Origin of the sequence: Bacillus sp. CFBP9009, assembly GCF_036541465.1 — a bacterium.
Classification (GTDB): domain Bacteria; phylum Bacillota; class Bacilli; order Bacillales; family DSM-1321; genus Peribacillus.
In genome coordinates this window covers 1-26,718 of sequence record NZ_JAZHFU010000023.1, presented here as the reverse complement: position 1 = coordinate 26,718, position 26,718 = coordinate 1, and the positions used below count along the sequence as shown (strand labels likewise).

Annotated in this window: 25 protein-coding genes and 3 pseudogenes; 13 read left to right on the top strand and 15 right to left on the bottom strand. The window is 36.2% G+C overall.

The features are described 5' to 3' along the window. Nucleotides 1-166: 166 nt before the first annotated feature. Nucleotides 167-319, bottom strand: a pseudogene (locus V3595_RS26260) (site-specific integrase); the annotation flags it as partial. Nucleotides 320-609: 290 nt separating this feature from the next. Continuing rightward, on the bottom strand, nt 610-1,155 hold the full coding sequence (locus V3595_RS26255; RefSeq protein WP_485910692.1) for a TetR/AcrR family transcriptional regulator: 546 nt from the start codon (nt 1,153-1,155) through the stop codon (nt 610-612). Nucleotides 1,156-1,335: 180 nt separating this feature from the next. Here V3595_RS26255 and V3595_RS26250 point away from each other — a divergent pair, with 180 nt between their 5' ends. From V3595_RS26250 to V3595_RS26235, 4 genes are all read left to right on the top strand, one after another. Then, nucleotides 1,336-2,091: a carboxymuconolactone decarboxylase family protein gene (locus tag V3595_RS26250; protein WP_485910690.1), complete on the top strand. Its 756-nt coding sequence runs from the start codon at nt 1,336-1,338 to the stop codon at nt 2,089-2,091. An 18-nt stretch (nt 2,092-2,109) separates the two neighbouring features. Next, nucleotides 2,110-2,856 (top strand): SDR family oxidoreductase, encoded by a 747-nt coding sequence (locus V3595_RS26245; protein WP_485910688.1) that lies wholly within the window; start codon nt 2,110-2,112, stop codon nt 2,854-2,856. A gap of 34 nt (nt 2,857-2,890) precedes the next feature. Then, entirely contained in the window at nt 2,891-3,301 is a 411-nt protein-coding gene (locus tag V3595_RS26240; RefSeq protein WP_485910686.1) for a cupin domain-containing protein, read from the top strand. Nucleotides 3,302-3,391: 90 nt separating this feature from the next. Beyond that, on the top strand, nt 3,392-4,126 hold the full coding sequence (locus tag V3595_RS26235) for a dihydrofolate reductase family protein (protein WP_485910684.1): 735 nt from the start codon (nt 3,392-3,394) through the stop codon (nt 4,124-4,126). Between the two features lie 143 nt (nt 4,127-4,269). On the opposite strand, the gene V3595_RS26230 is transcribed toward V3595_RS26235, so the two are convergent. Both V3595_RS26230 and V3595_RS26225 read right to left on the bottom strand, forming a co-directional pair. Continuing rightward, the gene (locus V3595_RS26230) at nt 4,270-4,653 is read right to left on the bottom strand and encodes a YkvA family protein (protein WP_485910682.1); all 384 of its coding nucleotides are present in this window, start codon (nt 4,651-4,653) and stop codon (nt 4,270-4,272) included. A gap of 240 nt (nt 4,654-4,893) precedes the next feature. Then, entirely contained in the window at nt 4,894-5,895 is a 1,002-nt protein-coding gene (locus V3595_RS26225; RefSeq protein WP_485910680.1) for an ABC transporter substrate-binding protein, read from the bottom strand. Between the two features lie 644 nt (nt 5,896-6,539). Here V3595_RS26225 and V3595_RS26220 point away from each other — a divergent pair. Beyond that, a complete protein-coding gene (locus tag V3595_RS26220; protein WP_170971726.1) occupies nt 6,540-7,055 on the top strand; it encodes a DinB family protein in 516 nt (171 codons plus the stop codon). A gap of 436 nt (nt 7,056-7,491) precedes the next feature. Here V3595_RS26220 and V3595_RS26215 read toward each other — a convergent pair whose 3' ends face one another. Then, nucleotides 7,492-8,454 (bottom strand): polysaccharide deacetylase family protein, encoded by a 963-nt coding sequence (locus tag V3595_RS26215; RefSeq protein WP_485910678.1) that lies wholly within the window; start codon nt 8,452-8,454, stop codon nt 7,492-7,494. 488 nt (nt 8,455-8,942) lie between these two features. Here V3595_RS26215 and V3595_RS26210 point away from each other — a divergent pair, with 488 nt between their 5' ends. Together V3595_RS26210 and tagU are read left to right on the top strand one after the other, a co-directional pair. Beyond that, nucleotides 8,943-10,274, top strand: a complete 1,332-nt coding sequence (locus V3595_RS26210) for a glycosyltransferase family 2 protein (RefSeq protein ID WP_485910733.1) — start codon at nt 8,943-8,945, stop codon at nt 10,272-10,274. Nucleotides 10,275-10,354: 80 nt separating this feature from the next. After that, entirely contained in the window at nt 10,355-11,290 is a 936-nt protein-coding gene (gene tagU, locus V3595_RS26205; protein WP_485910676.1) for a polyisoprenyl-teichoic acid--peptidoglycan teichoic acid transferase TagU, read from the top strand. 500 nt (nt 11,291-11,790) lie between these two features. Here the strand turns inward: tagU and V3595_RS26200 are convergent, their stop codons facing one another. After that, nucleotides 11,791-11,961, bottom strand: a complete 171-nt coding sequence (locus V3595_RS26200) for an aspartyl-phosphate phosphatase Spo0E family protein (protein WP_485910731.1) — start codon at nt 11,959-11,961, stop codon at nt 11,791-11,793. 205 nt (nt 11,962-12,166) lie between these two features. Here V3595_RS26200 and V3595_RS26195 point away from each other — a divergent pair, with 205 nt between their 5' ends. Continuing rightward, nucleotides 12,167-12,379, top strand: coding sequence for a hypothetical protein (locus tag V3595_RS26195; RefSeq protein WP_485910674.1), 213 nt, complete (start codon nt 12,167-12,169; stop codon nt 12,377-12,379). 218 nt (nt 12,380-12,597) lie between these two features. Here the strand turns inward: V3595_RS26195 and V3595_RS26190 are convergent, their stop codons facing one another. The 4 genes and pseudogenes from V3595_RS26190 to V3595_RS26175 all read right to left on the bottom strand — a co-directional run bounded on the left by V3595_RS26190 (nt 12,598) and on the right by V3595_RS26175 (nt 14,821). After that, the gene (locus V3595_RS26190; RefSeq protein ID WP_485910672.1) at nt 12,598-13,086 is read right to left on the bottom strand and encodes a hypothetical protein; all 489 of its coding nucleotides are present in this window, start codon (nt 13,084-13,086) and stop codon (nt 12,598-12,600) included. Between the two features lie 365 nt (nt 13,087-13,451). Continuing rightward, a complete protein-coding gene (locus V3595_RS26185) occupies nt 13,452-13,583 on the bottom strand; it encodes a hypothetical protein (protein WP_094246567.1) in 132 nt (43 codons plus the stop codon). A gap of 542 nt (nt 13,584-14,125) precedes the next feature. Further along, nucleotides 14,126-14,281 (bottom strand): annotated as a pseudogene (locus tag V3595_RS26180) (JAB domain-containing protein); the annotation flags it as partial. Between the two features lie 279 nt (nt 14,282-14,560). Next, complete coding sequence (locus tag V3595_RS26175) at nt 14,561-14,821, bottom strand: CPCC family cysteine-rich protein (RefSeq protein ID WP_485910670.1); 261 nt, start codon at nt 14,819-14,821, stop codon at nt 14,561-14,563. A 227-nt stretch (nt 14,822-15,048) separates the two neighbouring features. Here V3595_RS26175 and V3595_RS26170 point away from each other — a divergent pair, with 227 nt between their 5' ends. Beyond that, the gene (locus tag V3595_RS26170) at nt 15,049-15,324 is read left to right on the top strand and encodes a transporter (protein WP_289314799.1); all 276 of its coding nucleotides are present in this window, start codon (nt 15,049-15,051) and stop codon (nt 15,322-15,324) included. Between the two features lie 75 nt (nt 15,325-15,399). Further along, complete coding sequence (locus V3595_RS26165; RefSeq protein ID WP_057277227.1) at nt 15,400-15,891, top strand: hypothetical protein; 492 nt, start codon at nt 15,400-15,402, stop codon at nt 15,889-15,891. A 201-nt stretch (nt 15,892-16,092) separates the two neighbouring features. On the opposite strand, the gene V3595_RS26160 is transcribed toward V3595_RS26165, so the two are convergent. Beyond that, nucleotides 16,093-17,328, bottom strand: a complete 1,236-nt coding sequence (locus tag V3595_RS26160) for a chloride channel protein (protein ID WP_485910667.1) — start codon at nt 17,326-17,328, stop codon at nt 16,093-16,095. Nucleotides 17,329-18,026: 698 nt separating this feature from the next. Here V3595_RS26160 and V3595_RS26155 point away from each other — a divergent pair. From V3595_RS26155 to hutH, 3 genes are all read left to right on the top strand, one after another. Continuing rightward, on the top strand, nt 18,027-19,523 hold the full coding sequence (locus V3595_RS26155; RefSeq protein ID WP_485910665.1) for a helix-turn-helix domain-containing protein: 1,497 nt from the start codon (nt 18,027-18,029) through the stop codon (nt 19,521-19,523). A 173-nt stretch (nt 19,524-19,696) separates the two neighbouring features. Continuing rightward, nucleotides 19,697-21,067, top strand: coding sequence for an MFS transporter (locus tag V3595_RS26150; protein ID WP_485910663.1), 1,371 nt, complete (start codon nt 19,697-19,699; stop codon nt 21,065-21,067). A gap of 131 nt (nt 21,068-21,198) precedes the next feature. Then, a complete protein-coding gene (hutH, locus tag V3595_RS26145) occupies nt 21,199-22,731 on the top strand; it encodes a histidine ammonia-lyase (protein WP_485910661.1) in 1,533 nt (510 codons plus the stop codon). Between the two features lie 411 nt (nt 22,732-23,142). Here the strand turns inward: hutH and V3595_RS26140 are convergent, their stop codons facing one another. The 4 genes and pseudogenes from V3595_RS26140 to V3595_RS26125 all read right to left on the bottom strand — a co-directional run. Beyond that, on the bottom strand, nt 23,143-24,195 hold the full coding sequence (locus V3595_RS26140; protein ID WP_485910659.1) for an NHL repeat-containing protein: 1,053 nt from the start codon (nt 24,193-24,195) through the stop codon (nt 23,143-23,145). A 313-nt stretch (nt 24,196-24,508) separates the two neighbouring features. Continuing rightward, nucleotides 24,509-24,871 (bottom strand): cupin, encoded by a 363-nt coding sequence (locus V3595_RS26135; RefSeq protein WP_364277934.1) that lies wholly within the window; start codon nt 24,869-24,871, stop codon nt 24,509-24,511. 45 nt (nt 24,872-24,916) lie between these two features. Continuing rightward, entirely contained in the window at nt 24,917-25,186 is a 270-nt protein-coding gene (locus V3595_RS26130; RefSeq protein ID WP_485910657.1) for a hypothetical protein, read from the bottom strand. A 712-nt stretch (nt 25,187-25,898) separates the two neighbouring features. Beyond that, nucleotides 25,899-26,279 (bottom strand): annotated as a pseudogene (locus V3595_RS26125) (VOC family protein); the annotation flags it as partial. Nucleotides 26,280-26,718 lie beyond the last annotated feature (439 nt).

Genomic DNA, 26,718 nt, shown 5'->3' with positions numbered 1-26,718 from the left:
TTGGAAAAACAATTATTAACTATGGCTCAAGAAAAATAGTCAGTCCACCCCTTCGGGATCTAGTAAACATTTGTATTTGGTCCAAATTATTTTTATAAAAAACATTTAGCAAAATTCTTGGTACATCAAAATGAATAAAATTACTTGAAGAAAATAAGAAGTTAAATTAGTGAAAAACGCTAAAATGTTTCAATACGTTGTTCGTTTCTTCTTCCGTAATGCCGATATAACGCAGGGTAACGGATGGATGAGAATGATGCAGAATCCTTTGCATGGCAATATCCTTCGTGGCTTTGTAAAACCAATAGCCAAACGTTTCCCCTGTCCTTTTGGATGAAGTTATTTTTTTATGTCTCAATTCCCGGTGATACATTAGTAAAGATTGTTTTCCCAGTCAGGTGTGCATCTTTAATTACCCACTATAAAGTCTATTCAAGAATCGCACCCGATTACTGAAGAACGAATATAAAACCTTGGTACCAAGTGGCCTTGTCATTTAATTATGATACGGTTCACCGTACCTATTCAAGCAGTGATTTTTTAAAAACTGTCAACCTTTTAATTTTACACTTCTACTTTAAATCGACGCTGCTGAAAAACTATCCTTAACTATAAATTCCTATCTAACAAAAGCCCCACTTGTTCTGCCACGACTTGAGTCGGTTCTGATAATCCATTAGTGAACCACGCTTCTACTATTTCTACTATAGCTGCTCCAAAGAAATTAAGAATTAAATCCTTACTTAAACCTTGATTTTTCCCTTCAGTTACATCTACTTCACCCTCTAACTCTTGGATTACAAATTCTAGGAAATGACTACGAAAAGCAGGGGCTCCTTTACTCCCTAACATTGTTGAAAAGAATGAACGATTACGTTCAAAGTATTCAAACCAAATCAGATTTCCCTCGACAAAATTCAATTCAGATGCCGATTCGCACAGTATCCTTAGTTCGTTAATATGTTCTTCAATAAGTTTATCCAGTAAATCAAATTTATCCATGTAATGGTCATAAATCGTTCTGCGACCGACATTTGCTCTGTCGGAAATATCTTGTATCGTAATATGATCAAAGCTTTTTTCAGACATTAGTTCAATAAAAGCATTTTTTATTGCTTCTTGAGATTTTTGTACTCTTCTATCTACCCTTGACATTGTAGTTTTCACCAAACTTCCTTAAAAATTATCGCACAATTTCAATTAACTTGTGCAATAACGCACAAATCCTGGCGTTTTGATTGTTGCAGACATCATCTTTTCATTTTATATTATACACAGATGTGCGATACCGCATCAATATGTGATTTACTAACACGTCGAAGAGGAGGTTTAGTTATGGACCGTGTTGAAAAGAGCCAGGAAAAGTTCAAACAGCTATTTGGTGAGGGGGTAACTGCCGCACATGCTACTGATCCTGATTTTCAGGACATTCTAAGCCATTTCATTTTCGGGGAAGTATTTTATCAAGGTAACCTTGACGATAAGATGCGTGAGTTGATTACCCTGGTGGTTCTTGCGACCAATCAAACATTGCCCCAACTAAAAGCACATGTTAGTGCTGCACTAAATGTGGGGCTAACAGTTGTAGAGATTAAAGAGGCTGTTTACCAATGTGCTCCGTACATTGGATTCCCGAAAACGTTAAATGCTATCAATGAAGTCAATGAGGTTTTCAAATCCAAGAATATTGCGTTACCAATTGAAAGCCAAAAGAATGTTGTTAAAGATAATCGCTTTGACAAGGGACTTTCAGTACAGGTAGAGATTTTTGGTGATGCCATTGCAAAAATGCGAGAAGGCGGACCAGAAAATCAAAAGCACATACAGGATTATCTCTCCTCTTTTTGCTTCGGAGACTTCTACACCCGGAGCGGACTTGATTTGAAAACACGAGAGTTGTTAACACTCTGTATTATAACTGCTTTAGGTGGTGCTGAAGGTCAAGTAAAAGCACATGTGCAGGGTAACAAAAATGTGGACAATGATAAGGAAACTTTAGTCACCGCTATCACCCACTGCCTTCCATATATAGGTTTTCCAAGGACATTGAATGCATTAACTTGTGTGAACGAAATTATTCCTGAAAATTAAGAAAGGGTGTTATTTATTATGTCAAATATTCAAGATAAAGTTGTCATTATTACAGGTGCTTCTTCTGGGATTGGAGAAGCTACTGCAAAAGAACTTGCTCTTAAAGGTGCAAAGTTGGTACTTGCGGCTCGTCGTGAAGATCGTTTAAAGAAATTACAAGATGAAATTAAAAACAATGGTGGACAAGCTATTTATAAAGTAACAGATGTTACTTCTCGTCAACAGATGGAAGAACTCGCTGCGTATGCTCTTAATGAGTTTGGAAAAATTGATGTGCTAGTCAACAATGCTGGAATCATGCCACAAGCTTTTCTTGCAGAAAATAAAGTTGATGAATGGGATAAGATGATTGATGTTAACATCAAAGGTGTTTTGTATGCTATCGCTGCTATCGTTCCATCTATGAGAGAACGGAAATCAGGTCACGTTATTAATCTTTCTTCTGTAGCTGGACATAACATCTACCCTGGTGGAACGGTATATTGTGGTACTAAATTTGCTGTAAAAGCCATTTCTGAAGGTTTACGCCAAGAAGAAGCAATGAGTGGCACGAATATCCGTGTAACAAATATCTCTCCTGGAGCTGTTACAAGCGAATTGTTAGAAACTACAACAGACCCAGCAATGAAAGCAGGATTAGATGAATTTTACAAAGCTGCCATCGATTCTGACCGTATCGCTCGTGCAATAGCCTTTGCCATTGAACAACCATCTGATGTAGGAATTAATGAAATGATTATACGCCCCACAGTTCAAGTAGGTTAATAATAAAAATTATAGTTTTATTGGAGGAAGTAAAATGGCAAAACATGAAGAAGTAAAAAATGGCGTAATTTTCCCAGTGGGTGAGAAAAATGAAGCATATGCACAATTTTTTGTGGGACAAAGTTATCTTAAATCATTAATTGCTGACCCTAAAGTGAGTGTTGGTGTAGGGAATGTGACCTTTGAACCAGGATGCAGAAATAACTGGCATATTCATCGTGATGGATTCCAACTTTTATTAGTAACTGGTGGCGAAGGTTGGTACCAAGAAGAAGGTAAACCTGCTCAATTCTTAAAAGCTGGAGATGTTATTGTCACCCACGATGGTGTAAAACACTGGCATGGCGCTACAAAAGATAGCTGGTTTGAACACATTGCAATCACTGCAGGTACACCGGAATGGTTGGAACCAGTAACAGATAAGGAATACAGTAAAGTAAAATAATAGTTGAGGATAAAAAATGCCCTGTTATTCAGGGCATTTTTAATATCAATCCTAGGATTATGATTTGTTCTTATAGAAAGGAGGAATACTTTGGAAAGACCATATATAATATGCCACATGCTGACATCATTGGATGGGAAAATTATTGGGGATTATTTGGAAGAAGAACGTACCCAATATTTTATTGACGAGTATGAAAAAATTCATGAACGTTACGGATGCAAAGCATGGATGTGTGGCAGGATTACCTTGGAGGAAAACTTTACCTTTGGACATAAATTAGATTTAACACATGAAAACATTCCGTCAATGCCAAGAACTGATTATGTAGCAACAACAGATGCTAAAACGTATGCAATTGCAGTAGACCCTTCTGGAAAATTAGGATGGACAAAAAACTACATTTCAGAATGGAGCGAGAATAGGACAGAAGATCATATAGTAGAAGTTCTTACAGAGCTAGTATCTGATGCTTATCTTGCTTATCTACAAAAAATAGGTATTTCGTATATTTTCGGTGGAAAAGAACAATTAGATTTTATGATAGTAGTTCAAAAGTTAAAAAAATTATTTTCAATCGATAAAATAATGTTAGAAGGCGGAGGCGTTTTAAACGGAGCGTTTCTAAATGATGGTTTAATTGATGAGTTAAGTTTGGTCTTAGTCCCAATAGCTGATGGTTCAACTAACTCTTTGACACTTTTTGAATCTAGCTCTCATCTCCCAAAGACAGGGCCATTAAATTTTTATTTAAAAGAAATAGAAAAATTGGATGATGGCGGGTTATGGATGAATTATGTTACAAAACAAATAGATGAGGAATAAAACAAATTAAATAATAGTTAGTCAAAAATTGCCCTGTTAAACAGGGCTTTTTTAGTAACATTGTTAAAAAGTGTACTTAAACTATCCTGCCCCTTTAGTGCCATAAGAAAAGCGTCACTTCCTTCTAAAAGTAACGTCACCCTTTAATTTAAGAAATTATAGATTGTAATAATACCCCATATTAAAATTAAACCCCAAATTAAAATTATTATTGAGCCGACTATCCAATTCTTAGGTTTACCTTTTTTCATCAACTCTTCTGCCTTTTCTTCACAGTCGGTTAATACACTCGCTGCAATCATCTTTAATGCAAGCATTATACCTAATGGAACGATAATTACATCGTCTATATAGCCAAGAATCGGTATAAAGTCAGGTATTAAGTCAATTGGACTGAATGCATAAGCAACTACACAAGCAGCGAATAACTTTGCATACCAGGGTACTCTATTATCTTTATAAGCAAAGTAAAGTATAAAAACCTGTTTCTTCAAATTCCTTGTCCACGCTTTAATTTTTTTAAGCATTTTATTCTCCAAATAACATTTATTTTTATTCAATTATATCAAAAGTAAGATTGATAAATGTTTTTTCTTATAGAACTAACCTGCCAGTTAAATAAGGTCTAGCATCAATCTAAGGATATCTTTGTCACTCACATTGAAACAACACTTCTGTTAACTATTAATTTGCGAAAAAAGAGCAAAAACCAGAAAGTATGAATATACTTTCCGGTTTTTCCCTAAAGTGATAGAACCTTTGAAATTTTACTTACTAGTCATGATCTCTTCAAGTTCATCTAACATTTTGTTAGCTGCAATTACACCGCCAGCAGTATTCCAAACGGCGTCACTCACCCCATATGCATTTCCTTTTTTTACTGCATTTAGATTATTCCAAAGAGCTTCACTTGTCCATTCTTTTGCAGTTTTTATTGCTTCTTTATCTCCACCTGGAGCATATGTAAAGTAAAATAGAATATCTCCATCCATTTTAGGAATAGCTTCTTTACCTACTTCCAAAGAAAAATTACCAAGCTTATTGTCAGCGTTAAATAATTCTTTTTGTTGCTCAGCAGGTTTAAATCCTAATTGGTCAAAAATCACGCCTGAAAATGAATCTGTGTAATAAATATATGAAGTGCCTGCTAGGAAACGCACAACAGATACTTCTTGGTTTACCTTATCACCTAGCTTTTCTTTTACATCTGCAATGTGTTCATTGAATTGCTGTAATACTTCATTCCCTTTATCCTTATTATTAATTGCTTTTGCATATAGACTGAAATTTTCTTTCCAATTCCCTGTTAAAGTTTCAGAAAAAACAGTTGGAGCAATTGCACTTAATTTATCGTAAATGGCTTCTTGACGTACCTTATTTCCTATAATTAGGTCTGGTTTTAAAGCTGCTATTTTTTCCAAATTAACTTCAAGCTCAGTTCCTACAATTTCCACACCATCCATGTCATCTTTAATATGATCGTACCATGGTTCACCAAGCCAAGATTTCACAGCACCTACAGGTTTTACGTCCATTGCTAAAAGTGCTTCTGTTCCTTCATTTGTTAAAACGACAACACGCTTTGGATTTTCAGAAATCGTTGTTTCACCCATAGCATGTCTAACAGTATACGATTGTTCTTCTTTTTCAGAAGACTTTGTGTTTTTTGTTCCAGCTTCATTGTAACCACAAGCTGCTAAACAACCTAAGCAAAAGACTGATAACAATAGAAAAATAGTTTTTGAATATGTACTTATTGTAAATCTCATTGTAAACCTCCTTGTGCAATTAAATGATAATGATTATCATAATCATTTATGTTACTGTACCAATATTCATTTTGTCAATTAAATATTGGTATAATGACGTTTCTTGTACTCTAAGACCATTATGAGTGTATATAACTTAATTTCAATCTATTAACTGAACATAGATAAAGAGATGAGTTAATGAACCTACAACAGAGATAAACCCTTATAAATCCATTAACGATAAGGTGTTAAGAAACTTACGAGTTTTGGTACATAGATGGCAGATATACAATCTAAAAATGTACGTTGTTAAAAGAAATATAAAGTCATTGAAATTTACTATTAAAAATGTAAAGGAGGCACTACTTAAATTGTAGTACCTCCTTTTAAAGTTCTTTAAAAATATTCAGTTCAACTTTAATTCAGAAATCAAAACAGATAATAAAGTTTTTTAAAAACAAAATAAAACTGTTTGAAAACGTCAGTCATGTTATTCCATAAAAGGGCCATTTTCTTGAATAAAAGAGAAGGGATTATTTGTAAGTAAGTCGAAGTTAATGTCAGAAGATGTTATTTAGTTTAGCATTGGGACGTACTACTCAACATTAAGGAGAAAGAAAATTATAAAGAAAGTGGGAGATCTATTGGATACAAAAGAGATATTGAAGCGATTCGAACAGGTGGCTACATACTATATTGAAGAGTTAAGTAAATATTCGCTAGATGAGTTTACGAGGAAGCCTTCTGAGGATGAATGGTCTTTAGGACAAATGTACAATCATTTAATAAAGGGCACCCTTTATCTTCATTTGAAAGCCATTAAGCAATGTGCTAATGGCACTACTTCCGATGGCGGTAAAAAAACAGAAATAGGCGAATCGATTTTCAAAGAAGGAACGTTTCCCCCAATCAGGGTAAAAGGTCCGGATACACCTGATTTCACACCGCCAAATCCTACAGGAAAAGAAGAAGTAAAGGAAGGACTGCTTCAAATCATTGAGAAAATGCAAGAGATAGAGAGAAAGCTCTCTGACATTCCGGCCAGCCAGAAAGTTCAGCACCGGAGAATGGGATATTTAAATGCAGAGGAATATTTTCAGCTAATCGAAATGCATTTCCGGCACCACTTACGGCAAAAAGAACGTATCGATCAGTTTCTTTTAAAAGTAAGTAAGTAATTTATCTTTATTGTTGATGCAGTTATTGACCGTCGGAATATCAGCAGGAGCCCAGTTGAGGGAGTTTAAAGAACTGAGAAGGTGCCATTCAAGTTAAACCAATAAGCAGTTTACAACGAAGGTTGATTATGAAACTGTTGAATGACGAATAGCATTGTTCCGTTAAAGGGCGCGATTGCTAAACGATGAGCAGTCGCTTTTTTACTAGGCGGAACCGAATAGTTCTATAAATGATTGGATGTAAATAATTAAGAAACCCAGCTAATCTCTCATGTGAAGGTAGCTGGGTTTTTAAAGTTGGATGTGCAAAATACCACTTAAAATATACGCAAAAAATCTCCTAAAGTGACAACTCTAATTATAGTAATCTTAAGAAAACAAAAGCATCCCAATAGGGTAAACCTATTGGGATGCTTTTTATTTTTATATTTAATTCTTATTTACCTAAGAGTGTTGGAACGGTAACAAATTCATAGCCCTGTTCCCGTAATTGGTCAATGATTTGAGGCAATGCCTTAACAGTTTCAAATTTCCCGGATGCATGGTAGTTATGTTGAAGGACTATGACCCCAGGGCTTGCATTTTGCTTCACTCTTGATTGAATATCTTCGGCAGACACTCCGCTCCAATCCATTGTATCTGCCGTCCACATGATCGAACGGTATCCACGATTATTAAGCAGCGCTACCTGTTGATCTTGAATTTCACCATATGGGGGTCGGAATAAATCTGTTTTGAACCCTGTAATTTTCTCAATTTCTGCGGTAGTGAACTGTACGTCTTCGATCAATTGTTGGTTCGTGAGATCTGGTAAATGCGGGTGACCCCAAGTGTGGTTACCTATTGCATGTCCCTCTCTGTAAATTTGTTTTAGAAGTTCAGGATACTCCCTTGCCTGCTTCCCTACCACAAAGAAAGTTGCCTTCACACCTTTTTGTCTTAAGATATCTAAAATTTGCGGAGTATAGATATCTTCTGGGCCGTCGTCAAAAGTAAGGGCGATTCTTTTCTTACTGGGATTACCCATATAAATCATTTCATTTTTTATTGGAACATTTATTATTTGTCCAGGATAAATCCAATGAGGATTTTTAATTTGGGGGGTAGCTGCCCGTGTTAACTCAGGTATAGAAACACCGAGTTTAATTGAAATATTATAAAGTGTTTCACCTTTACTAATGTACATTTTAGGAACTTCTAATTGTTGTCCTGGCTCAAGTATAGTAGATAGTAATTTGTTCAGGTTTACCACCTTATCTACTGATGTTCCATACTTGTCGGAAATTTTCGAAAGGGTATCTCCCGGTTGAACTGTGTAAGTTACAGCCATTGCAGGTTTTCCGAAAATAGGAAGAAAAACTAAGATAAATACTATTAAACCGGTCACTTTTTTAAGCATGAATTCACCACGTCCTGATCACAATACTTTGAAACACTACACTTTAATGAAAAATGGAAAGCAATCTTCTAAACTTTTATTATATTAACTACTTGGAATCTTTAAACATCTCATTGCGGATGATAGGCAACCCTTTTACAAGAAAAAAATAAAACGCCCTCCATATAAGGAGGACGGAAAATCATCGTCGAGAAAATCATAGCACACTATAGTGACAAAACAATACAGTCATATTATCTAAAAAAAGCCTCATTGTGTGTAGGGCAACCTAATTATACGGAGAAAATTTTCCCATTTTTTTCGACACATCTCCTCAAAATACGTCAAAATTCGTGGGTATTTGGTATTCTTTTACCATTGAACCCTCGTAAAAAAATATTCTTTATGCAAATATTATTAGTAAAGTGGGGTTATTTTTTCTTTACTTATGTCAATAAAGGAGTGTTTTTTTGGATATTTTTGTCGAATTTTTGTTATTTTTATGTATTGTGTTTCCTGTGCTTCATTTATTCCATTGTTTACCTTGGTTTCGTGAACAAAACGAAGGGCTCAAAAAAAACCTTAAAATAGATAAGGGAATTAGCATCTTAGTCCCATGTTACAACGAACAGGGAATTATAGAAACTTCGATTAAGAGCATGAAATCATTATCTTATTCCCAATTTGAGGTCATTTATATCAATGACGGTTCAACGGACTCAACAATGATTCTTTTGAATAGATTTCTAAAGTTAAGACCTTGTTCAAAATCTCCGCTCAAAAGACTGTCTCATAAAAAAGTTGAGGAATTTTATCAGTCCGAGCTGTACCCTAATATTTACGTCATAGATAAATTGAATGGCGGAAAAGCTGATTCCTTAAATGCAGGGATTGAATATTCAAGTCAAAGTTTAGTGGTCACATTAGATGCCGACACCATCCTGACAAATCAGGCCTTATCAGTTGTTAACGATACTTTTGAGGATAAGGATGTCGTTGCAGCCGGCGGAATGGTGCATGTTTTGCAAACAAAAACAGCTAAACCTTTAAATCGCTTGTCTTTACTCCATGCAAACATGCTAATACGAGTTCAAACTTTGGATTTCCTAAAAGCATTCTATATTACAAAGATGTCTCTTTCACGCTTTCATGCTCTAGCAATCATATCGGGAGCATTTGGTATTTTCAAAAAACAAGTGCTTCTAGATGTGGGTGGTTACCGATCAACAATAGGAGAAGACATTGACATCACGCTGCGCATCCATAGGCACATATCGAAACATAAAAACAAGAAAATTATTTTTATACCGGAAGCTATTTGTTATACCGAATTGCCTGAAACCTGGAAGGATTTAATCAAGCAGCGCGTACGCTGGCAAAAAGCATTTATTGATTGCTTTATCCATTTCCGGTCCTTTTTCGGGAAAACTTTATTTACTAAATCCGTCTCTTTCTTTTACATATTCGAGTCATTTCTAGTAGGCACCATCGCTCCTTATGTGATGACAGGTATAGTTGTGCTAAATGGGATCTTAAACCCTCCATCTTCCTATGTTCATTACATATTATTTTATTTGCTTTACATTTTTTTATTTGGAATAGCGTATGACTTGGTGGCAATTGGAATGGGTAAGTATTACGGGTTTTCGTTTCAAAAGAAGGATGCATCCCGCTTACTATTTGCCATCATCTTTGATATTTATGTCTATCGATTTGTAACGATGTACATCGTATTGTATGGAAGTATTTCTTATTTCTTCAACAAAAAATGGAACAAAGTTGCTCGAACAGGACGAAATTATCAAACTGATTCTAAACCTGATTCTAAACCTGCAGCATAGTCATGATTATTTTCAACTTAACAGGTAACAAAAAACTGTGAAAATGCTCAATTTTAATAGCTTTTAAAGTGAGGTGCAAAATGGGTACTAGAAAGAGAAAAAAAGTTCTACTAATGATTTTAACAATAATTTGTGTATTAATTATAGGGTCAGGCAGTTATACATATTATTTATGGCACATGGTAACGTCAACAGTAGCAAATATTGAAGAAAATATCGATCGTGATAAATCTGAAAAACGATTAGAAAAAATTAACTTCAAAGAAGGTGATCCGATAACTGTTTTGCTAATGGGGATTGATAATCCAGCAGGTCAAAAACGTGGGCGGTCCGATTCATTGATCTTATTAACGATTAACCCTCACTCCGAATCGATGCACATGGTAAGCATTCCTCGCGATACGTATACAAAGATAAAAGGGAGCTGGAAGACAGACAAAATTAACCACGCTTATGCGATCGGCGGCACTGAGATGACCATTCGTTCTGTGGAAAATCTCTTAGATGTTCCTGTTGATTATTTTGTGAAGGTAAATATGAAAAGTTTTAAAGAAATTGTTGATACAGTAGGAGGAGTGGAAGTAAATAATGATTTAGATTTCACTTATTACAGTGTGCACTACCCAAAAGGTCGTCTCCATTTGGATGGTGAAAGAGCACTGAGGTATTCTCGGATGAGAAGTAAAGATCCGCGAGGAGACTTCGGCCGGCAAATACGACAACGTCAAGTAATTGAAGCTATAATACAAAAAGGCGCAAACATATCCTCTATCACGAAATTTGGCGAGATGGTTAAAGTCGTTGAAAATAACGTAAAAACGAACTTGACTTTCGATGATATGTGGGATATTCAATCAAATTATAAAGATGCTCAGAAAAATATAGAGCAGCACAAAATTGAAGGAAAAAGTAAGGAAATAAAGGGTACTTACTATTATATACCTGATAAGGAAAATCTTCGTACAGTTTCTAATGAACTGAAAAAACACATTGAGATAAACAATAAAACTCCGTAATAATTATTTAATCATTTGTTAATTCAGTTCTGGTGCAAAAACTCCAAGATAAATTGCAATTAATCCCTAAATCATGGACATTTTTTTGGTTTAAGTCTCTGTTATCAAACTGTTATTTTTCATTAACTAAACTGTAAACAAGCTATGATATGGTAGATACTCCAAGGAATTTCCTTTAGTAAAAAGCCGGCAATCCTTTATCAGAGGAAAGCCGGCTTTTTCATTCAAAGAAATTAAGGGTAGTTGCCATGTTTAAGCCCTAAACAAAAGGTCCTTTCACATTAGACTGCTGAACGGAAAAAAATGACGTTTTCCAGTATCCACTATTTAGCAACTTTATTGTGATTACATGCTTTAATGAATACACCTTTGATATGAAGAAAGTGTCAAGTTTACATTCACTGCGCCCTCTTAACCAATAAAAATAAAAGCCGATGATTACTTAGGGCTACTAGAAGGGCTTAGTATTATCAATCAAATAGAGTAGGCGACTAACTTGTTTATCCTGTTTTTTTCATTAACATTACTAAAGTTGCCTTTTCAAATAACAGATAATTAAGAAGACGATCTAGCTGATGACTTGCATTAATTGTTACCGGGGACGTTAGTCCATGCAGATTTCCAAGGAGGATCATTTCTTCTCTCTTTCTATTAATTTGAACAAGCAACATCTCATATGGATTTTGCACCATCACTTTATCACTTTATCCCCTTATATATACATAAGTGAGGAATGTTTTTTTGTGAGGTTCTTTATTAATTACGAACATCCATTGCAAGTGACCTAGTAAGACTAGGGCGGTGCTTGATTGGAGAAGATTAAACATACTATAGGGAGAGGTATAATTTCCATAGTATTATGGAGGGGACAATAGTATGAAAACATTAACCAAAATAGAAGAAGAATATCAGGAAATCATTCTTTTAGTAAAAGAGCCTATGAGAAGCCATCTATTGATGGAGTTAATGACCGAAATGGAAAGGGAATACCATATCCCTATGACACGTACTGAAGATTGGGAAATTAAAAATAAACCAGTTATTGCATTATATAGAAAGATCAATTTAAACAATAACTTAAATTTTTAACCATATTTAATATGGTTAAAAAAAGTCCATTTTCGAGTGCCACTCTTTTAAGGGTGGCATTTTTTTCCTGGTACTAATTATAAAGTAAAAAAGATCTTATGCAACTAACCTGCCCCGATATTTCCATTAGAAAAGGCTACTTTACCACAAACTTCCTCCTATAACATAATTATCCAAATTACGTCATTTTTAGCAAATTCGGTAAAGGTTCGTATGACTTATTTATTAGGTTCTATATAGAAATAAATCCCAGTTTTCTTGTAAATTGCAGGACTTACTTCACTATTTGTTGTTTTAACGATAGGACTTTGATCCTCACTTAATCCTGTGTAAATTGTAAATTCCTTTCCTGATTGTGTTGTTGTTCCCCAACTGATCTGGGAGGAATACTTTTTGACTTTATCGTTCTTAACAAGAACATCTTGATCAGGGTCATACCAAGCAAATTTTCCTTCTTTCTCACTTATGCTTGATACTCCTACTCCCAAGCCTTCCTCTACTTGTTTCTTATAAATAACAAATGTTTCTCCGTTTTCACTAACTTCTCCTATGATGTCTTCTTTTTTCATCTTTTCTTCTTTAATGCCATGATCAATCGTTTCTTCTTTTGTTTTAAACCATTTCAATTCCCTGAATCCATCATTCGCTATTGCAGAACATCCTGTAAGTGCAATCATGGCTATTACAAAAGGTAACACTACTTTCATTTTAAATATCCCCCTATTAAGAAAAGATGTAGTACTTATATAATACATTTGATGTGAATAAAATCCCATTATATAGGAAACGTTTTAGAGATTTAGACTAAATAAAATATGGTTTCAATAGGCAGTAACTCTAGGACAAAAGGAAACTATCTTATATTTATAGAGATCACTTTTAACATTATATATTCTAACGAGTGTTCATGGTCTTGAATATGACCCTTTTTTTCGAGTGATAAATCAATAAAGAGAACTGATGTCGATATATCAGTTCTCTAGTAAAAATTTTTTTCTATATTTTTTATTTGTTATATGAGAAGAAATTTATAGTGGAATCAAAAAAAATCAGTCCCTACTGAACCTCCCCATTATTCTTTCTTATCATTATTCTCTTGGTTATTCTTTTCTGAAATTCGTCTTTGATTGGCTTTCGTCTCAGCATTCACATGGTTTGCATCATTTGGTTTATTTTTTTTAGAACCTCTTGCATCATTACTCATACTTATTCACCTCCCGTGGCAGCTTATATACGTATGTTAGCTTACTCTTACCTCCAAATTTTATACGCCTCACCTGGATGTAGCACATCGCTAACTAGCAAAAAGACATCCCGTACAGACCGCAGACAACATTATTTCAATCACACAAAAAGAGCAAACCCGTTTAGAGTCCGCTCTTGTAATGATTCAAAAATATCCCCATCAAAACTTAAATCCCTTCGATGTTCAAATTCAATTACACCCTATTCACTACGTGAAAACCGAAAGAGGTCCTTATAAATGAATTCAGAAGTAGTAGCGTTACAAATACTCGCTTAATCGCAGGATTTCATCACCCTTGAACCTCAGTGCAAAAGATCTTTAATAAAAGGATAGTTGTAACTATCCTTTCTCTGTGCCTGATTTTTTTTGACCGCTTATCAAAAGTAATCCTCAAAGTTCAATAAAATGGCCTTCATGGCTTGGCTTGAGTTTTCCTTTTCTTTAATCCTTTTCAAAAACAAAAGGGAGAACCATCCCCCCCTTGCTCGTCTTTTTTCTTATTATAAATACCCCTTTTCTTTTAAGCTAACATACTTACCCGTATGAGAAACAATCAAATGGTCTAAAACTTCAATCCCAATAATTTTCCCTGCTTCCGCCAATCGTTTTGTGACTTCAATGTCTTCCATACTCGGGGGTGTGTCACCCGATGGGTGGAAAAGGACATGTTTATTTAAGATAGGTTCGGTTATGCCTAATAGAAGCCCTTGTCAGTTTTTGAGATATCACTGTAGCTTTGAAATAAAGTTTGATCAAAATAGATTCTTCTCCAGCAGATTTAAATTTGATTTTCATAAGAAAGTTGATCATTTTCTACCTAAGTTGTTCAACAATCACGCCTTTTATTGTATAACTAACATCTGAAGTCACTCATAAAATCACTTCATTCTTATTAAAATAACGCACTCGTTAGTTTAATAATTCCCTATGTAAACTCATATCGGTTTCCAATTTGGATCCTTTATATCGGAATTATTTGGTTTTCTTACGTTTTCCGAAAAATCCAGATCGCTAACGCCAAATTTTATAAAGTTTTGTTGTGACTCTCTAAAAGAAATTTTATTTGCACCGTCTTCATCTGGATATTCATATTGGTAATTATCATTTTCCCAAAAACAAATTCTACAAATATCATGCGTTCCTGGAGGTTCTTCATCTAATGTTTTATATCCACAACAAGGACAAGTATATTTCATACAATCACCTCGACAATTCTTATGATTTTTACCAGGATTTCTTGTTCAACTAACTGCCCCTTTAGTTCCATAAGAAAAAGCTGCCTTAAAGACAGCTCCGAACTTCAGCTAACGCACCCATTAGTTTAAGTACATTACTTCACAATCTTTAGTTTTCGCGTTAAATAATCCTTTTACTTCTTCTCAACATATAATGTTGAGAACCTAACTAAAAGGAGTGAAATCACATGAGATATTTCCCACGCCAGGGGACAATGAGTCCACAATCCCCTCCTCCAACATTCATACCACCAAAACCTTCTGTGTCCTATATCGTCGACTGTCTATATCAAAACACTTATGTATGGCTTATAAATGGCAGACAATTTTGGTTTTACCCTACTCGTGTGGAATATGGAGAAGTATCTGGATATAGATGGAACGGTGCTTTCTGGCAATTCTACGGTATTGACCCAAGACTTATAGATGCTGTTGCCTGCCCTCCTATCCCTACATTATACTAAAATCCTAAAAAAGCCTTATCTCGAATAGTCTCAAAATAAAAGATCGCCCCTATCTTTTAATTTTGGAGGTATTGTATGACAACTTTTTATTCATTTCATGGAACTGTCACGGTGATTAGTGATTTTTTTACAGGTCAAAATGGTGAAAGAGAAGGTTGTTATAAATTATTTACAATAGAAAATGAATTGGGTTCAATAGTAAATTTCGTGGTTTCACCCTCAACTTACTTCGTTGATCATGAAATGGTCATAGTAGGAGATCGCGTGACAGGATATTATGATGGAGATTTACCTGCTATTCTTATTTACCCTCCACAATATCAAGCGCTTGTCATGGTAAAAGATAACCCAAATCAGAATGTAAAAGTTGATTATTTTAATAACCAATTGGTGAGTAGTGATGGACAATTACAATTAAAATTATCTCCCTATACCCAAATATTATTAACAAATGGGCAACTCTTTTCAAGATATCCAGCGAACCGAGATTTAATTGTTTTCTATGGACCTGCCACAAGAAGTATCCCTGCTCAAACCACACCCTATCGTATAATCGTTTTATGTTGAGCGCATTATTATTTCAACCAGCAATAAAAATAGGTATTTAAAACTCGTTAAGTTTTTGGCGAGTTTTTTATTATATTTTGTTCTTTCCATAACCCAATAAAATTAATATTCCTTTTTCAACTAAACTCCCTCAATAAACTAACCTGTTAGCTAAGTACTGTTCTTCACAAACATCTAACTTCCCAGCGTCTCCAACTAAAATTAAGCAGTTATTTTTCGAGGAAATTTTTTACTCATTTTACTTAAGCAAATAAATAAAACCACAATGATTAATATAACCGGGGCTAACTCTTTCGGGAAAAATAGCATCAGAGACAGCCCTACTAGTACAGGTGTCTTTAAAATAGCAATCGAAGCACTACTACCTATAACAGCTACGATAAAGAGCATATCTAGTTGTGGAAAAAAAGTCGCGATAGCGTAGCCTTGTAAAATGGAAGCAAATATAACTGGTAAAATACTCCCACCAATCCAACCTGACTTTAAACAAAACTCCATAAAAATCAGTTTTAAAACAGAACCCAAAATTAAAGTAGCAATCGAAAGTGTCGGTACTAAACTAGGTAAATCTCGCATAGAAAGTTGGCCGGAAAAAAGTAGATTAGGAGCGATTAAAGACATCAAACCAATACCAATACCACCGATAACAGCACTTAAAATAATTTTATTGTTCATTTTAGAAAAGAATTTATTCATTGCTCTTTCTATTAGTTCATAAAGTTTACTAAACAAAATACCAAACAAAACAAAAGGAATAAAAAGAAACAATTCATCCAATCCCCAACTAGTTTCCCCTAACTTTGTCACAAAAGGGGGTTGTTCTGATATTTTAATTAAAAACATAAAGGTCACCATACCGTTAACGATAAATAACATATATAATAATTTCTTAAATAAAAGCAGTTTTTTCTCTTTAGGAGCCCGATCAGGATTATAGGGAATAAGGTAGTTATGAGGTAAAGCTAATTTTTTTAGTCTAATTAACCAAGATTCCTTTTTCCATTCGTTGTAGGAAAAATAAAAGTAACGCATTTTATCTCCCTGCCATACCGATAACGCAATAACAGAACTTAATATGGCTGCTGCAGGACCTACACTTGCACCAAAGATTAAAATTAAAAAAGCAATTAAAAAATTGAGACATACATATGAATAGTCAATTCTTTGAGTTGTTTTTAATTCAACAATAGAATCAGAAGCTGTTTTAGGTAGATTCCCCCACCTATACCTGCTAACACCTACTAAAACACCACCAAAAATACATAAAAATAATGTATAAATGGAGGGTACTTTTAATTTATTGGATATGTCAGTCCATAAAAAATCTGTCAAGCCATTAACTAAAATTAAAAAAACAGAAGAAATAAAACCGATTATCCCACTTAGAATTAAGCCATAAACAAGTAATCTGATTATTTTAATATACTTCTCAGTCAAAATAAAATTCACCACTTTATATATATATTAAGACTCTTTCTTGTTGAATTAAGTAACTATATTCATTTGAAATATTAATAATTTTAATTATGTCGAAATAATTATACTAGACTTTACAATGAAAGGGTTACTTTAATGTGTTCTCTTTTCGGAGAGAACACATTAAATTTCAGTGAAATAACACTTCAATTAGCAGCTTCATTGGAGTGCTATTTTTGTTTTATCTCATAAACTTATCTATTAGAAGTAATTTTGTTATTCAACTAACCTGCCTCGTTCGTATTATAAGGTCAGCCAGTTATTTCTGGTCGAACAATTTTTATATCGATCTATGATAACGGCAGCCGGGGTAGACGTACCTGCCCGTGGGACATGATCTGAAAATTTTAGAGAAGATATTGACATCCTATTAGCTGGTATCGTTTCATTAAGTAGCGTGTGTTAATGCTGGGATTCAAGCCGTATGGAACACCCACTTCTATATTGAGTGGTATTAAAGCGAAGCGATACATACGATGAAAAAAGGACAACTTCACCAACAGTGAAAGATGTGAAATTCATACATAAGTTATTTGGAATTTCATCATAATCAGTTTTTTGCACTAGAACCCTTAATCTGATAGACACTGTAGTGATGAAAATAAGCTTGGTTTGGTGATAATTAATAAGAAAAAATCTATCATTAAGGGAGAACTTGTATGGTTAAATTGTTAATTGCTGATCGCGATCAAAATGAACGAACAGGGATTGGCTGGTTAGTTTCTTCGTTTTCGATTCCATTTGACCACATTCTATTAGCAGGCTCAGTATCTGATGTATTTCATCTAATAGAGGCCGAAGTACCAGATGTTGTTTGCATTGAACTCGATATGATTCCAAAGGATACGTGGGACAGCTTTAAGGAGCTGACCAAACGGTACATACAAAAGGTCATCGTCATGACGGCTGAAGCCACATTTGAACGTGCGCTTCAAGGCATCGAGCTTCATGCCTATGATCTATGGGTAAAACCTCAGTCGCCTGACCATATCAAACGAGTATTAACCCAGTGCTGCAAGGCTGTTTCAAAAACTGAGGAGAAACAAGAGCCATCGGCTCAAATTAAGGTTCCTTCCGTATCTTACAGTTCTCTATTCGTGCATCAAGAAACGTTAGGCGCCAATTTTCGATTAATGCTGATGCAGTTGGAAAATTCGAAGAAACAACCTATACTGCTATCTTTTTTACAAGAATATCCATTTAAGAACCGACCGGTAGTATTGCCGCTAAGCGACATGATCGTTTCTGTTTTTTCATTCGATAACCAGCAGCCACAGCCGCTCAAACAATTAAAGCACATAGGCAATCGGATTCTAACCGAATGGGAAGAACAGTTTTCGGAGCCCATGTCACTAGTTTTATATGATACTAATGACCCGTTGCTTTCGTTAAATGAAAAATATCTTCATGCTAAGCAAGCGCTAGAAATTCGTTTTTTCAAAGGATATCGGCAGCTTTCGATCATTGAGAATAAGGTGAACTGGGTTATGATCGATCCGTTTTTAACCCCGTCTGAACAGCGCGAATGGATTGACATGCTGAACGAAGGTGACAGGGACAAAATTAAGCAGTGGATGTATAAAGAATTTTTGAATAAGGAAGATCCCTATCCCGAGCCAGGTTTATTGCGAACCCGGTTAACAAGCTTATTAGCCCAAGTCCGACGCTTTATGAAGTCATTTTACCTTGACGAAGGGATGCTTGAGAGACGTTATCATCAAGTATTTGAATCCATCCTATACAATCCGATTCTATATCGGATCGTCCAGGAATTATTGCTGTTCTTATATGAAGTTCTTGATCGGGCAAATAACAATCAAGAAAACGCTCGTACAAATGTGATTGAGCAGGCCATCCGGTACATTGAGGAGAATTTCACTAACCCTAAGCTAAGGCTTGAGGACGTTGCGAACCAAGTAAACAGAAGCGCAGCGTATTTTAGCTCGCTCTTAACAAAAAAACAAGGTAGCTCGTTCCGACAGCTATTAACAAAGACACGGATAAACGAAGCGCAGCGTCTATTGATAGATACAAAACTCTCGATTCAAGATGTAGCAGATAAAACAGGATTTATAAATGCAAATTACTTTAGCAAAATTTTCAAGGAAAAAACCGGTACAACCCCTCGTTCATTTAGAAATCGTAAAAAAGTATAGAAATCTAAAATAATTATAGTTTTAAAATGTAAGCGTTTTACATTACACTTTAAATTCGAAAAAAATTAGAAAAATTCAAAAAATAGACGTCTGTTTTCAATCGCTTTCCTTCTCTAAACTAGAGAAGTAGGAAGTGTCCCAAAAATCAAATATTGAAAAGGGGAAAGACGCATATGACCGAACAAAAATTTAAGATGGATGACGCTCCACTTAACAAGTTCCATATGAAAATTACAGCGCTTACTTTTGGCTCTAATTTCTCTGATGGTTATGCTCTTGGGATTATTGGTGTGGCCCTTACTCTCCTTAGCCCACAAATGGAACTCAATTCGATGTGGATAGGACTAATTGGAAGTTCTGCTTTGATCGGGCTCTTTTTCGGTAGTCTAGTACTTGGAGGGTTATCTGACCGCATAGGCAGACAGAAAATATACCTGCTTAACTTCTTATTGGTCACTATAGCTTCGTTGCTGCAACTATTTGTGGATGGTCCCGTAGAGTTGTTAATTTTGCGTTTACTGATAGGTTTTGCTCTCGGAGGCGATTATGCAGTCGGATCGACTTTACTTGCCGAGTTCGCGCCTAGAAAGTATAGGGGGTTCTTACTGGCTTCTCTAAATGTGCTCTGGACGGTAGGTTACGTCTCTGCAACCATTGTCGGATATTATTTAGGACAAGCTGGTCCGGAATCATGGCGTTGGATGCTTGCTAGTGCTGCAATCCCTGCATTCATTGTGCTGCTACTGCGAATCGGAACGCCTGAATCCCCACAATGGCTCATCAGCATGGGACGTATTGATGAAGCACGCCATATCGTAAAGAAGTATATCGGGCCTAATGCGGAAATCGACGAAACTGTTATTGAGACTCAAAATAAAAATGGCTTTCGTGCTCTTTTTAACAAAAAATTTCGGAAGCGAACAGCTTTTGGAAGTCTATTTTATGTCTGTATTGTCATTCCGTACTTTGCCATCTACACATTCCTACCGTCTATCTTAAATAGTATGGGTTTAGCAGAAAACTTCACTGTAGACTTGTGGTTAAACATATTCCTAATCTTGGGTTCGATTGCTGGTCTTTGGCTTATGGAGAAATTTTCTCGCAGAGGTTTCACGATTAGTACGTTTGCAATCCTGACTGTCTGCTTGCTTATGCTTAGCATTTTTCACGAACCTAAACTTTTAGTAATTCCGATTTTTCTGGCTTTTACTTTTATATTATCAGCAAATTCAAATCTTACGCTAACATATCCGGCCGAACTTTTCCCAACCGAAATTCGCGCATCTGGGGTTGGTTTTGTGACAGCGTTCAGCCGAATTGGTTCTGCTATCGGGACATTCCTCCTGCCCCTTAGTATGAACACTATAGGGTTGGATGCCTCGATGATTGGAATGACGGCTATTCTGTTAATTGGTACTATCATTTCGATTGCCTGGGCACCGGAGACAAAGTCACTCTCTTTAAGCGAGGCAAGTAATCCTTTTAATGAAGAAAGTAATTCAAATTCAAACTTAAACCCCTTGAACCATAAGAAGATAAATTGACATGAAAAAAGGAGTACTTCTCCAATTCTCGAAAGAGAGTTCTCGTTGCGAAATTTTACTAATCCAAAGGCTTAAACATTATAAAAGTTAATGTTTTGTCAAGCTGCACAATATTAGGAGATGATTTTATTATGAAAACACAAGAAAAAGTAATGATAACTGAAGATGATTTTAGTATCGGGGATTTGATTTCAGTAGCAAGGCATCATGCACCTTTGGAGCTGTCTATGAGTGTAAAGAAAAGGATTAGCCAAGGAAGGGATATAGTCGAGCGTTTTGTCGAGGAAGAGCGAGTCATATACGGAATTACGACCGGAGTAGGAGAGAATTCAAAAATAAAAATTTCAGCTTCTGATTCGAGAGAATTGCAAAAAAATATAATTATGAGTCATGCTTGCGGTATGGGCGATCCGTTGGAGAAGGAAATAGTAAGGGCAATTATGGTGATGATGATCAAAAATTTATCCCTTGGTTATTCTGGAGTAAGACTTGAAACGGTAGAGAGATTAGCAGAGATGGTGAATAAAGATGTCATGCCATTCGTCCCTCGAGAAGGTTCCCTAGGTTACTTAAATCATCAGGCACATATCAGTTTGGTCCTTTTGGGTATGGGTGAGGCCTATAATCAGGGCGTACTAACAGATGGAGAGACGGCTTTGAAGAAGGCCGGAATCAAGCCAATCGAACTGCATGAAAAGGAAGGGCTTTCTTTGATTAATGGCACGGTAGATATGACTGCAATTGGCGCTCTGGCCGTTTATGATGCCATTAATGTTCTTAAGGCGGCAGACATTGTTTCGATAATCAGTTTTGAGGCGCTGAAAGGAACATACTATGCCTTTGATCCCAAAATTAGTAAAGTAAAACGTCATCCTGGACAAAAAAAGACAACTGATAATATTCATAAGCTGATAGAAAACAGTGAGATCACGGAAAAATTTAAAGATTACCGCACACAAGATGCTCTTAGTATTAGGTCGATTCCACAAGTGCATGGAGCTTGTAAAGATGCTGTTGATTACGTTCGGACGATTGTGGAGAGAGAAATGAATTCAGCCTCAGATAATCCGTTGGTGTTTGATGATCAAGAGGGTGCAAGAGCGATATCCTCTTCCAATTGTCATGGAGAAGCGATAGCCTTAGCCATGGACTTTCTGGCAATCTCTCTATCTGAATTAGCTAATATTTCTGAACGAAGGATTTTTAGACTCGTGTCGCCTCAGTATAGCGAGCTGCCCCCGTATTTGATCGAGCAAAGTGGGCTTAACTCGGGCTATATGATTCCGCAATATGTCGCGGCGTCATTGGTTTCTAACAATAAGGTTTATTCACATCCGTCGTCTGTGGATTCCATTCCGACAACAGGGGGACAGGAAGATCATGTAAGCATGGGGACATCTGCAGCTTTAAAGGCACTGAAAGTAATCGCCAATACTGAAAAAGTGATTGGGATCGAATGGATGTGCAGCTGCCAGGGGATCGAATTCCTTCAGCCGTTACAGCCTGGAACAGGAACGACTGCAGCCTGCGATTTGTTTAGAAAATATGTGCCTCGCCTTGAGCAGGACAGAATTTTATACAAAGACATGCGTACAGCTTCGGAACTGGTTCATTCAGCAGAAATTGTAAAGCATGTAGAAGCAAAAATCGGTCCTTTGCAGTAGCTTTGAAACAAAGTTTGATCAGACTAATATAAGAAACCTTGATAAATGAATAAATAGAAAGGGCATGTTTTGAAAAAAGATTAATCAAAACATGCCCTTATAATATTTAATTGGATCATTCTTTTATAAAAAAGATTGATTATTTTTGTGTTCCTTAATGAACTAACGCACCCGTTAGCGTAAGTACATTTCTTCACACTCTCCATGAAGAAAATAAAGACGTAATACCTTTATCGTGAGAACCACCTTGACCTGTGTGATGTTAGAAACTTGGCGAACTCACCTCGCTGTAAGGAATATTTTAAAACAAATCAAAGACCTTTTAGAAAAGTTACACCTTGTCCAAAGAAAGACCGCTATCTAAACACAAGTAGCGGTCTTTCCTTATATATTCACATTTTAACTACTATTCTAGTCACCGCTTTCATCATCATGGTGGTGATCATGGTCGCTGCTTTCTTCCTTGTCATGCCCGTAAGCTAGTGTTGCGGGGTCCGTTTTGCCAAATGTCAGATACCACGGCTCCGTTAACGGTCCTCCCAGAAGAGCCGGACGTACAAACACATCAAATGTTTTGCTCTTAACGTTGTAGCGACGTACAGAACCTGTATCAGGTCCCAAAGGCTGGCTATTAACGGGACCCGGTCCTGTAATAGGGATAAACAGTTTACCGTTTGGACCAAACAGGATTGCCTGCGCAAAGGCGCGGGGCTGTCCGACGGCATAGAGATCAATCTTGTCAAGAAACCTGCCCTTACGGTCGAAGATAAGAATTTTGTCTGTGTCATTCGGGTCCCTTCTAAAACTTGTGATATAAAGGTTGCCATCAGGACCGAAGACCAAACCTTCCGGACGATTAAAATCGGGGTTGGAATCGCCCTCAATGAACACATCAATGAATTCCCGGGTTTTCGGATTATAGCGCACTACCCGTCCACCGAGCTGACCTTCTGGAGTAGTAATGTTGTTGCTGACAGACACATATAACAAGCCGTCCGGACCAATTACTACACTTCGGGGGAAAAACTGTACTGCAGGTGGGTGTTCAAGATTCCCCTGAAACAGTCCAGTGATACCATCATATGTCCGCACTTCTCCATTCAGTCCACTCTGTACAATAAGGTCTGCCACAAACAGAATATTTTGTTTCGAAAGAATGATACCGCGCGGTGCGAACGGGGCGTTAGGGTCATTGGGATGGACGAGAAATCCTAGAAAAAGTCCAGTGTGTCCGTCGTACTTTAAAATGCTTCCATTTTGAGGTGCTGGAGGAGGAGGAGGCTCAACGTTTTGGTTAGTAACAAGGAGATTACCATTATGGTCGAAGATAAGCCCTCGAGGACCATTTAAGCCGTTGTCACCTGATGGAACAAATCTTCCAAGGAACCTGCCCGATTCTGCATCAAATGTCTTCACGGTGTTGTCGAAGCCGTCTCCAATGTAGAGATAGTCATGTCGTTTCATTCTAGATAAAAACTCCCTTCTATTAATATTGTTTTAGATTTAAAAAATATACTTAAATCTATTATTAATCTATTCGTTTGAGAGCTTTTTGTATAAGACAAACACTCTGATAAAAAACACTATTTTAACTTTAGGTAGTCACGCCTAATGGTCAACTAACTCTTACCTTGCTCCTTTCATTGTTAATGAGATGAGGTAGATGTGAGATGCCTACTTCAATTAAACTGCCCCGATAGTTCCATAAGAAAAAGCTGCCTTAAAGACAGCTCTGATCTTCAGCTAACGCACCTGGTAGTTCAACAAGGATTATTTTTTATTTATGTTCTTTAATTGGCATAAAATTAGAAGGAGTTAATTCTTCAGACTCAATTACAATTGCAGTTAGTCCAGTGGCAGTTGCTGTTTCGTGTCCTTCACCTTTTTCCCAAAAGACCACATCGTTAGCTTTTATATTTACTTTTAATTCATCATCACTACGAACCCATCCTTCCCCATCTACAACAATGAGTAATTGTGGAATAACAGCTTGATGGAAACCTACAATTCCGTTAGCATCTAAATGCATACAACCAATTTGTGTAGGTTTTTCTGTTTTTACAATTCGAGACATAATGAAATTTGAATTAAAATGAGAAATATTTTTTCCTACTTCCTTGTCAAATCTATAAAATTCCAAAAGGATCAAACCCCTCTTTACATTCTACTTTGTAAATACTTTCATTTAAAATCCATTACCTTGGAATACTATTCTCATTAATTCGAAGGCTATAAAGTAAAATAAACCGACAAATCTACTAAGACCTAAAGCCAATTTTCTCCAAATTCCTTTCTCACTGAGAAAAGAGAAAGAGAAAGATATAATGATTCCACATATCATTAATACTCGAAAAGTTGTTACTCCAGAATCAATTACTTGTGTTATATTTGCAGCCAAGAAACAAATAACCAAGATAATTAAAGCAAACGAAATAACCCCTAAATATTTTTTCATGATTTCCCCCTTCAATCTATTTTACCAAATTATAGAAATTATGTATTTTTTTATCGATGAAATATCCTGCCCCGATAGTTCCATAATAAAAAGAGCTGCCAAAGCAACTCTCTTATTGAAGTAAAGCACCTGTTAGTTCATTAAAAAAAGCGATTCTTATTAAAGAATCGCGCCCTTTTATTGAATAAGAATTTTCTTCAAATCGAGACGGATTTGCATATAACGTTTTCGCATTCACGAACCCTGCGAGACTTAGAACAAAGTTCTTAGGCTCGCAGGGTTGTCGCCTGAATCTGGCTTCCCTGTTTCTTCTCCTGGCAACCAAGGGGCTCGGAGAGTCCCGCAGCGTGAATGCTGTGTTATATGACGTACCCGACTTCTTCGAGATACTTTCACACTGCTTTTCTGTTTCAATTTTTACTTCAGTAATGTATATTTCAGTAAAGGCTTTTTAGTAAAACGTCACTTACTTATTTGTTACCGAGTTGTTCCGCCAAACCGATTAGAAGTCCTTCGGTTCCACGAATGTAGCAGAGCCGATACGAGTCATTATATGCAATAAACTGATGCGAAAAATTTTTAGTCCTTCCAGAACCATTTACGAATCCATTTGGCAGGAATGGCAACCAATACAGCAATTACAATAAGAACTACTTTAAGTATAAAAAATCGTTCATCTAAAGGTATCAAAATATTTCCTCCACATGTATGACGTATCCTCGTACTGAACCACTTCGCCAACGAGCTGAGCACCATACTTAGTGAGTCTGGATACCATTTCGTCAATGTCTTCAACGGTGAACATGACGCGTAGATAACCGAGGGCATTTACAGGAGCAGTCCGGTGATCTGATATAGTAGGTGGGGTGAGAAATCGCGAAAGTTCAAGTCGGCTGTGGCCATCTGGGGTAACCATTATAGCAATCTCTACGCACTGAGAACCCAATCCGGTTACGCGACCAGCCCATTCACCTTCGACAGTGGCTCGCCCTTCGAGGTTCAAGCCAATCTCCTCGAAGAAAGAGATTGCGTCATCAAGGGATTCTACAACGATGCCGACATTGTCCATTCTTAGTAATTTGTTTTTTTCAATAGTTTTATCTCCTTATGTGTAAAAATTTATTATCTGATCATCTTCATAATTATTCTATTAAAAAGTTACAAATTCCTTCCTAACAAAAAACACCTTGTCACAGTTCATGATAACAAAGAAAAGTCACAGTATAGGAAAATGTGAAATTGGGTTTTCGAGTATTTGTTAAGAACAACACTTCGTAAACCCTCAACTATTGGAATATTCGTGAACCTTATTTCGTGAATGCCATCATGTTCAAATAGTTTCAAAAAATTCGATACCGTAGTTGCTATTCGATAAAACAACTTCGACTTCCCCACAAAATATTCCTGCCCTGTACTCCATTAAATACCCCTTATTCAACTCCCTCAGTTTAATACGATTTTCTCACAAATACTCGCTTATTCGCAGGATTTCATCACCATTGAATTTAAGTTCACGGTTAAATGGAGTGATT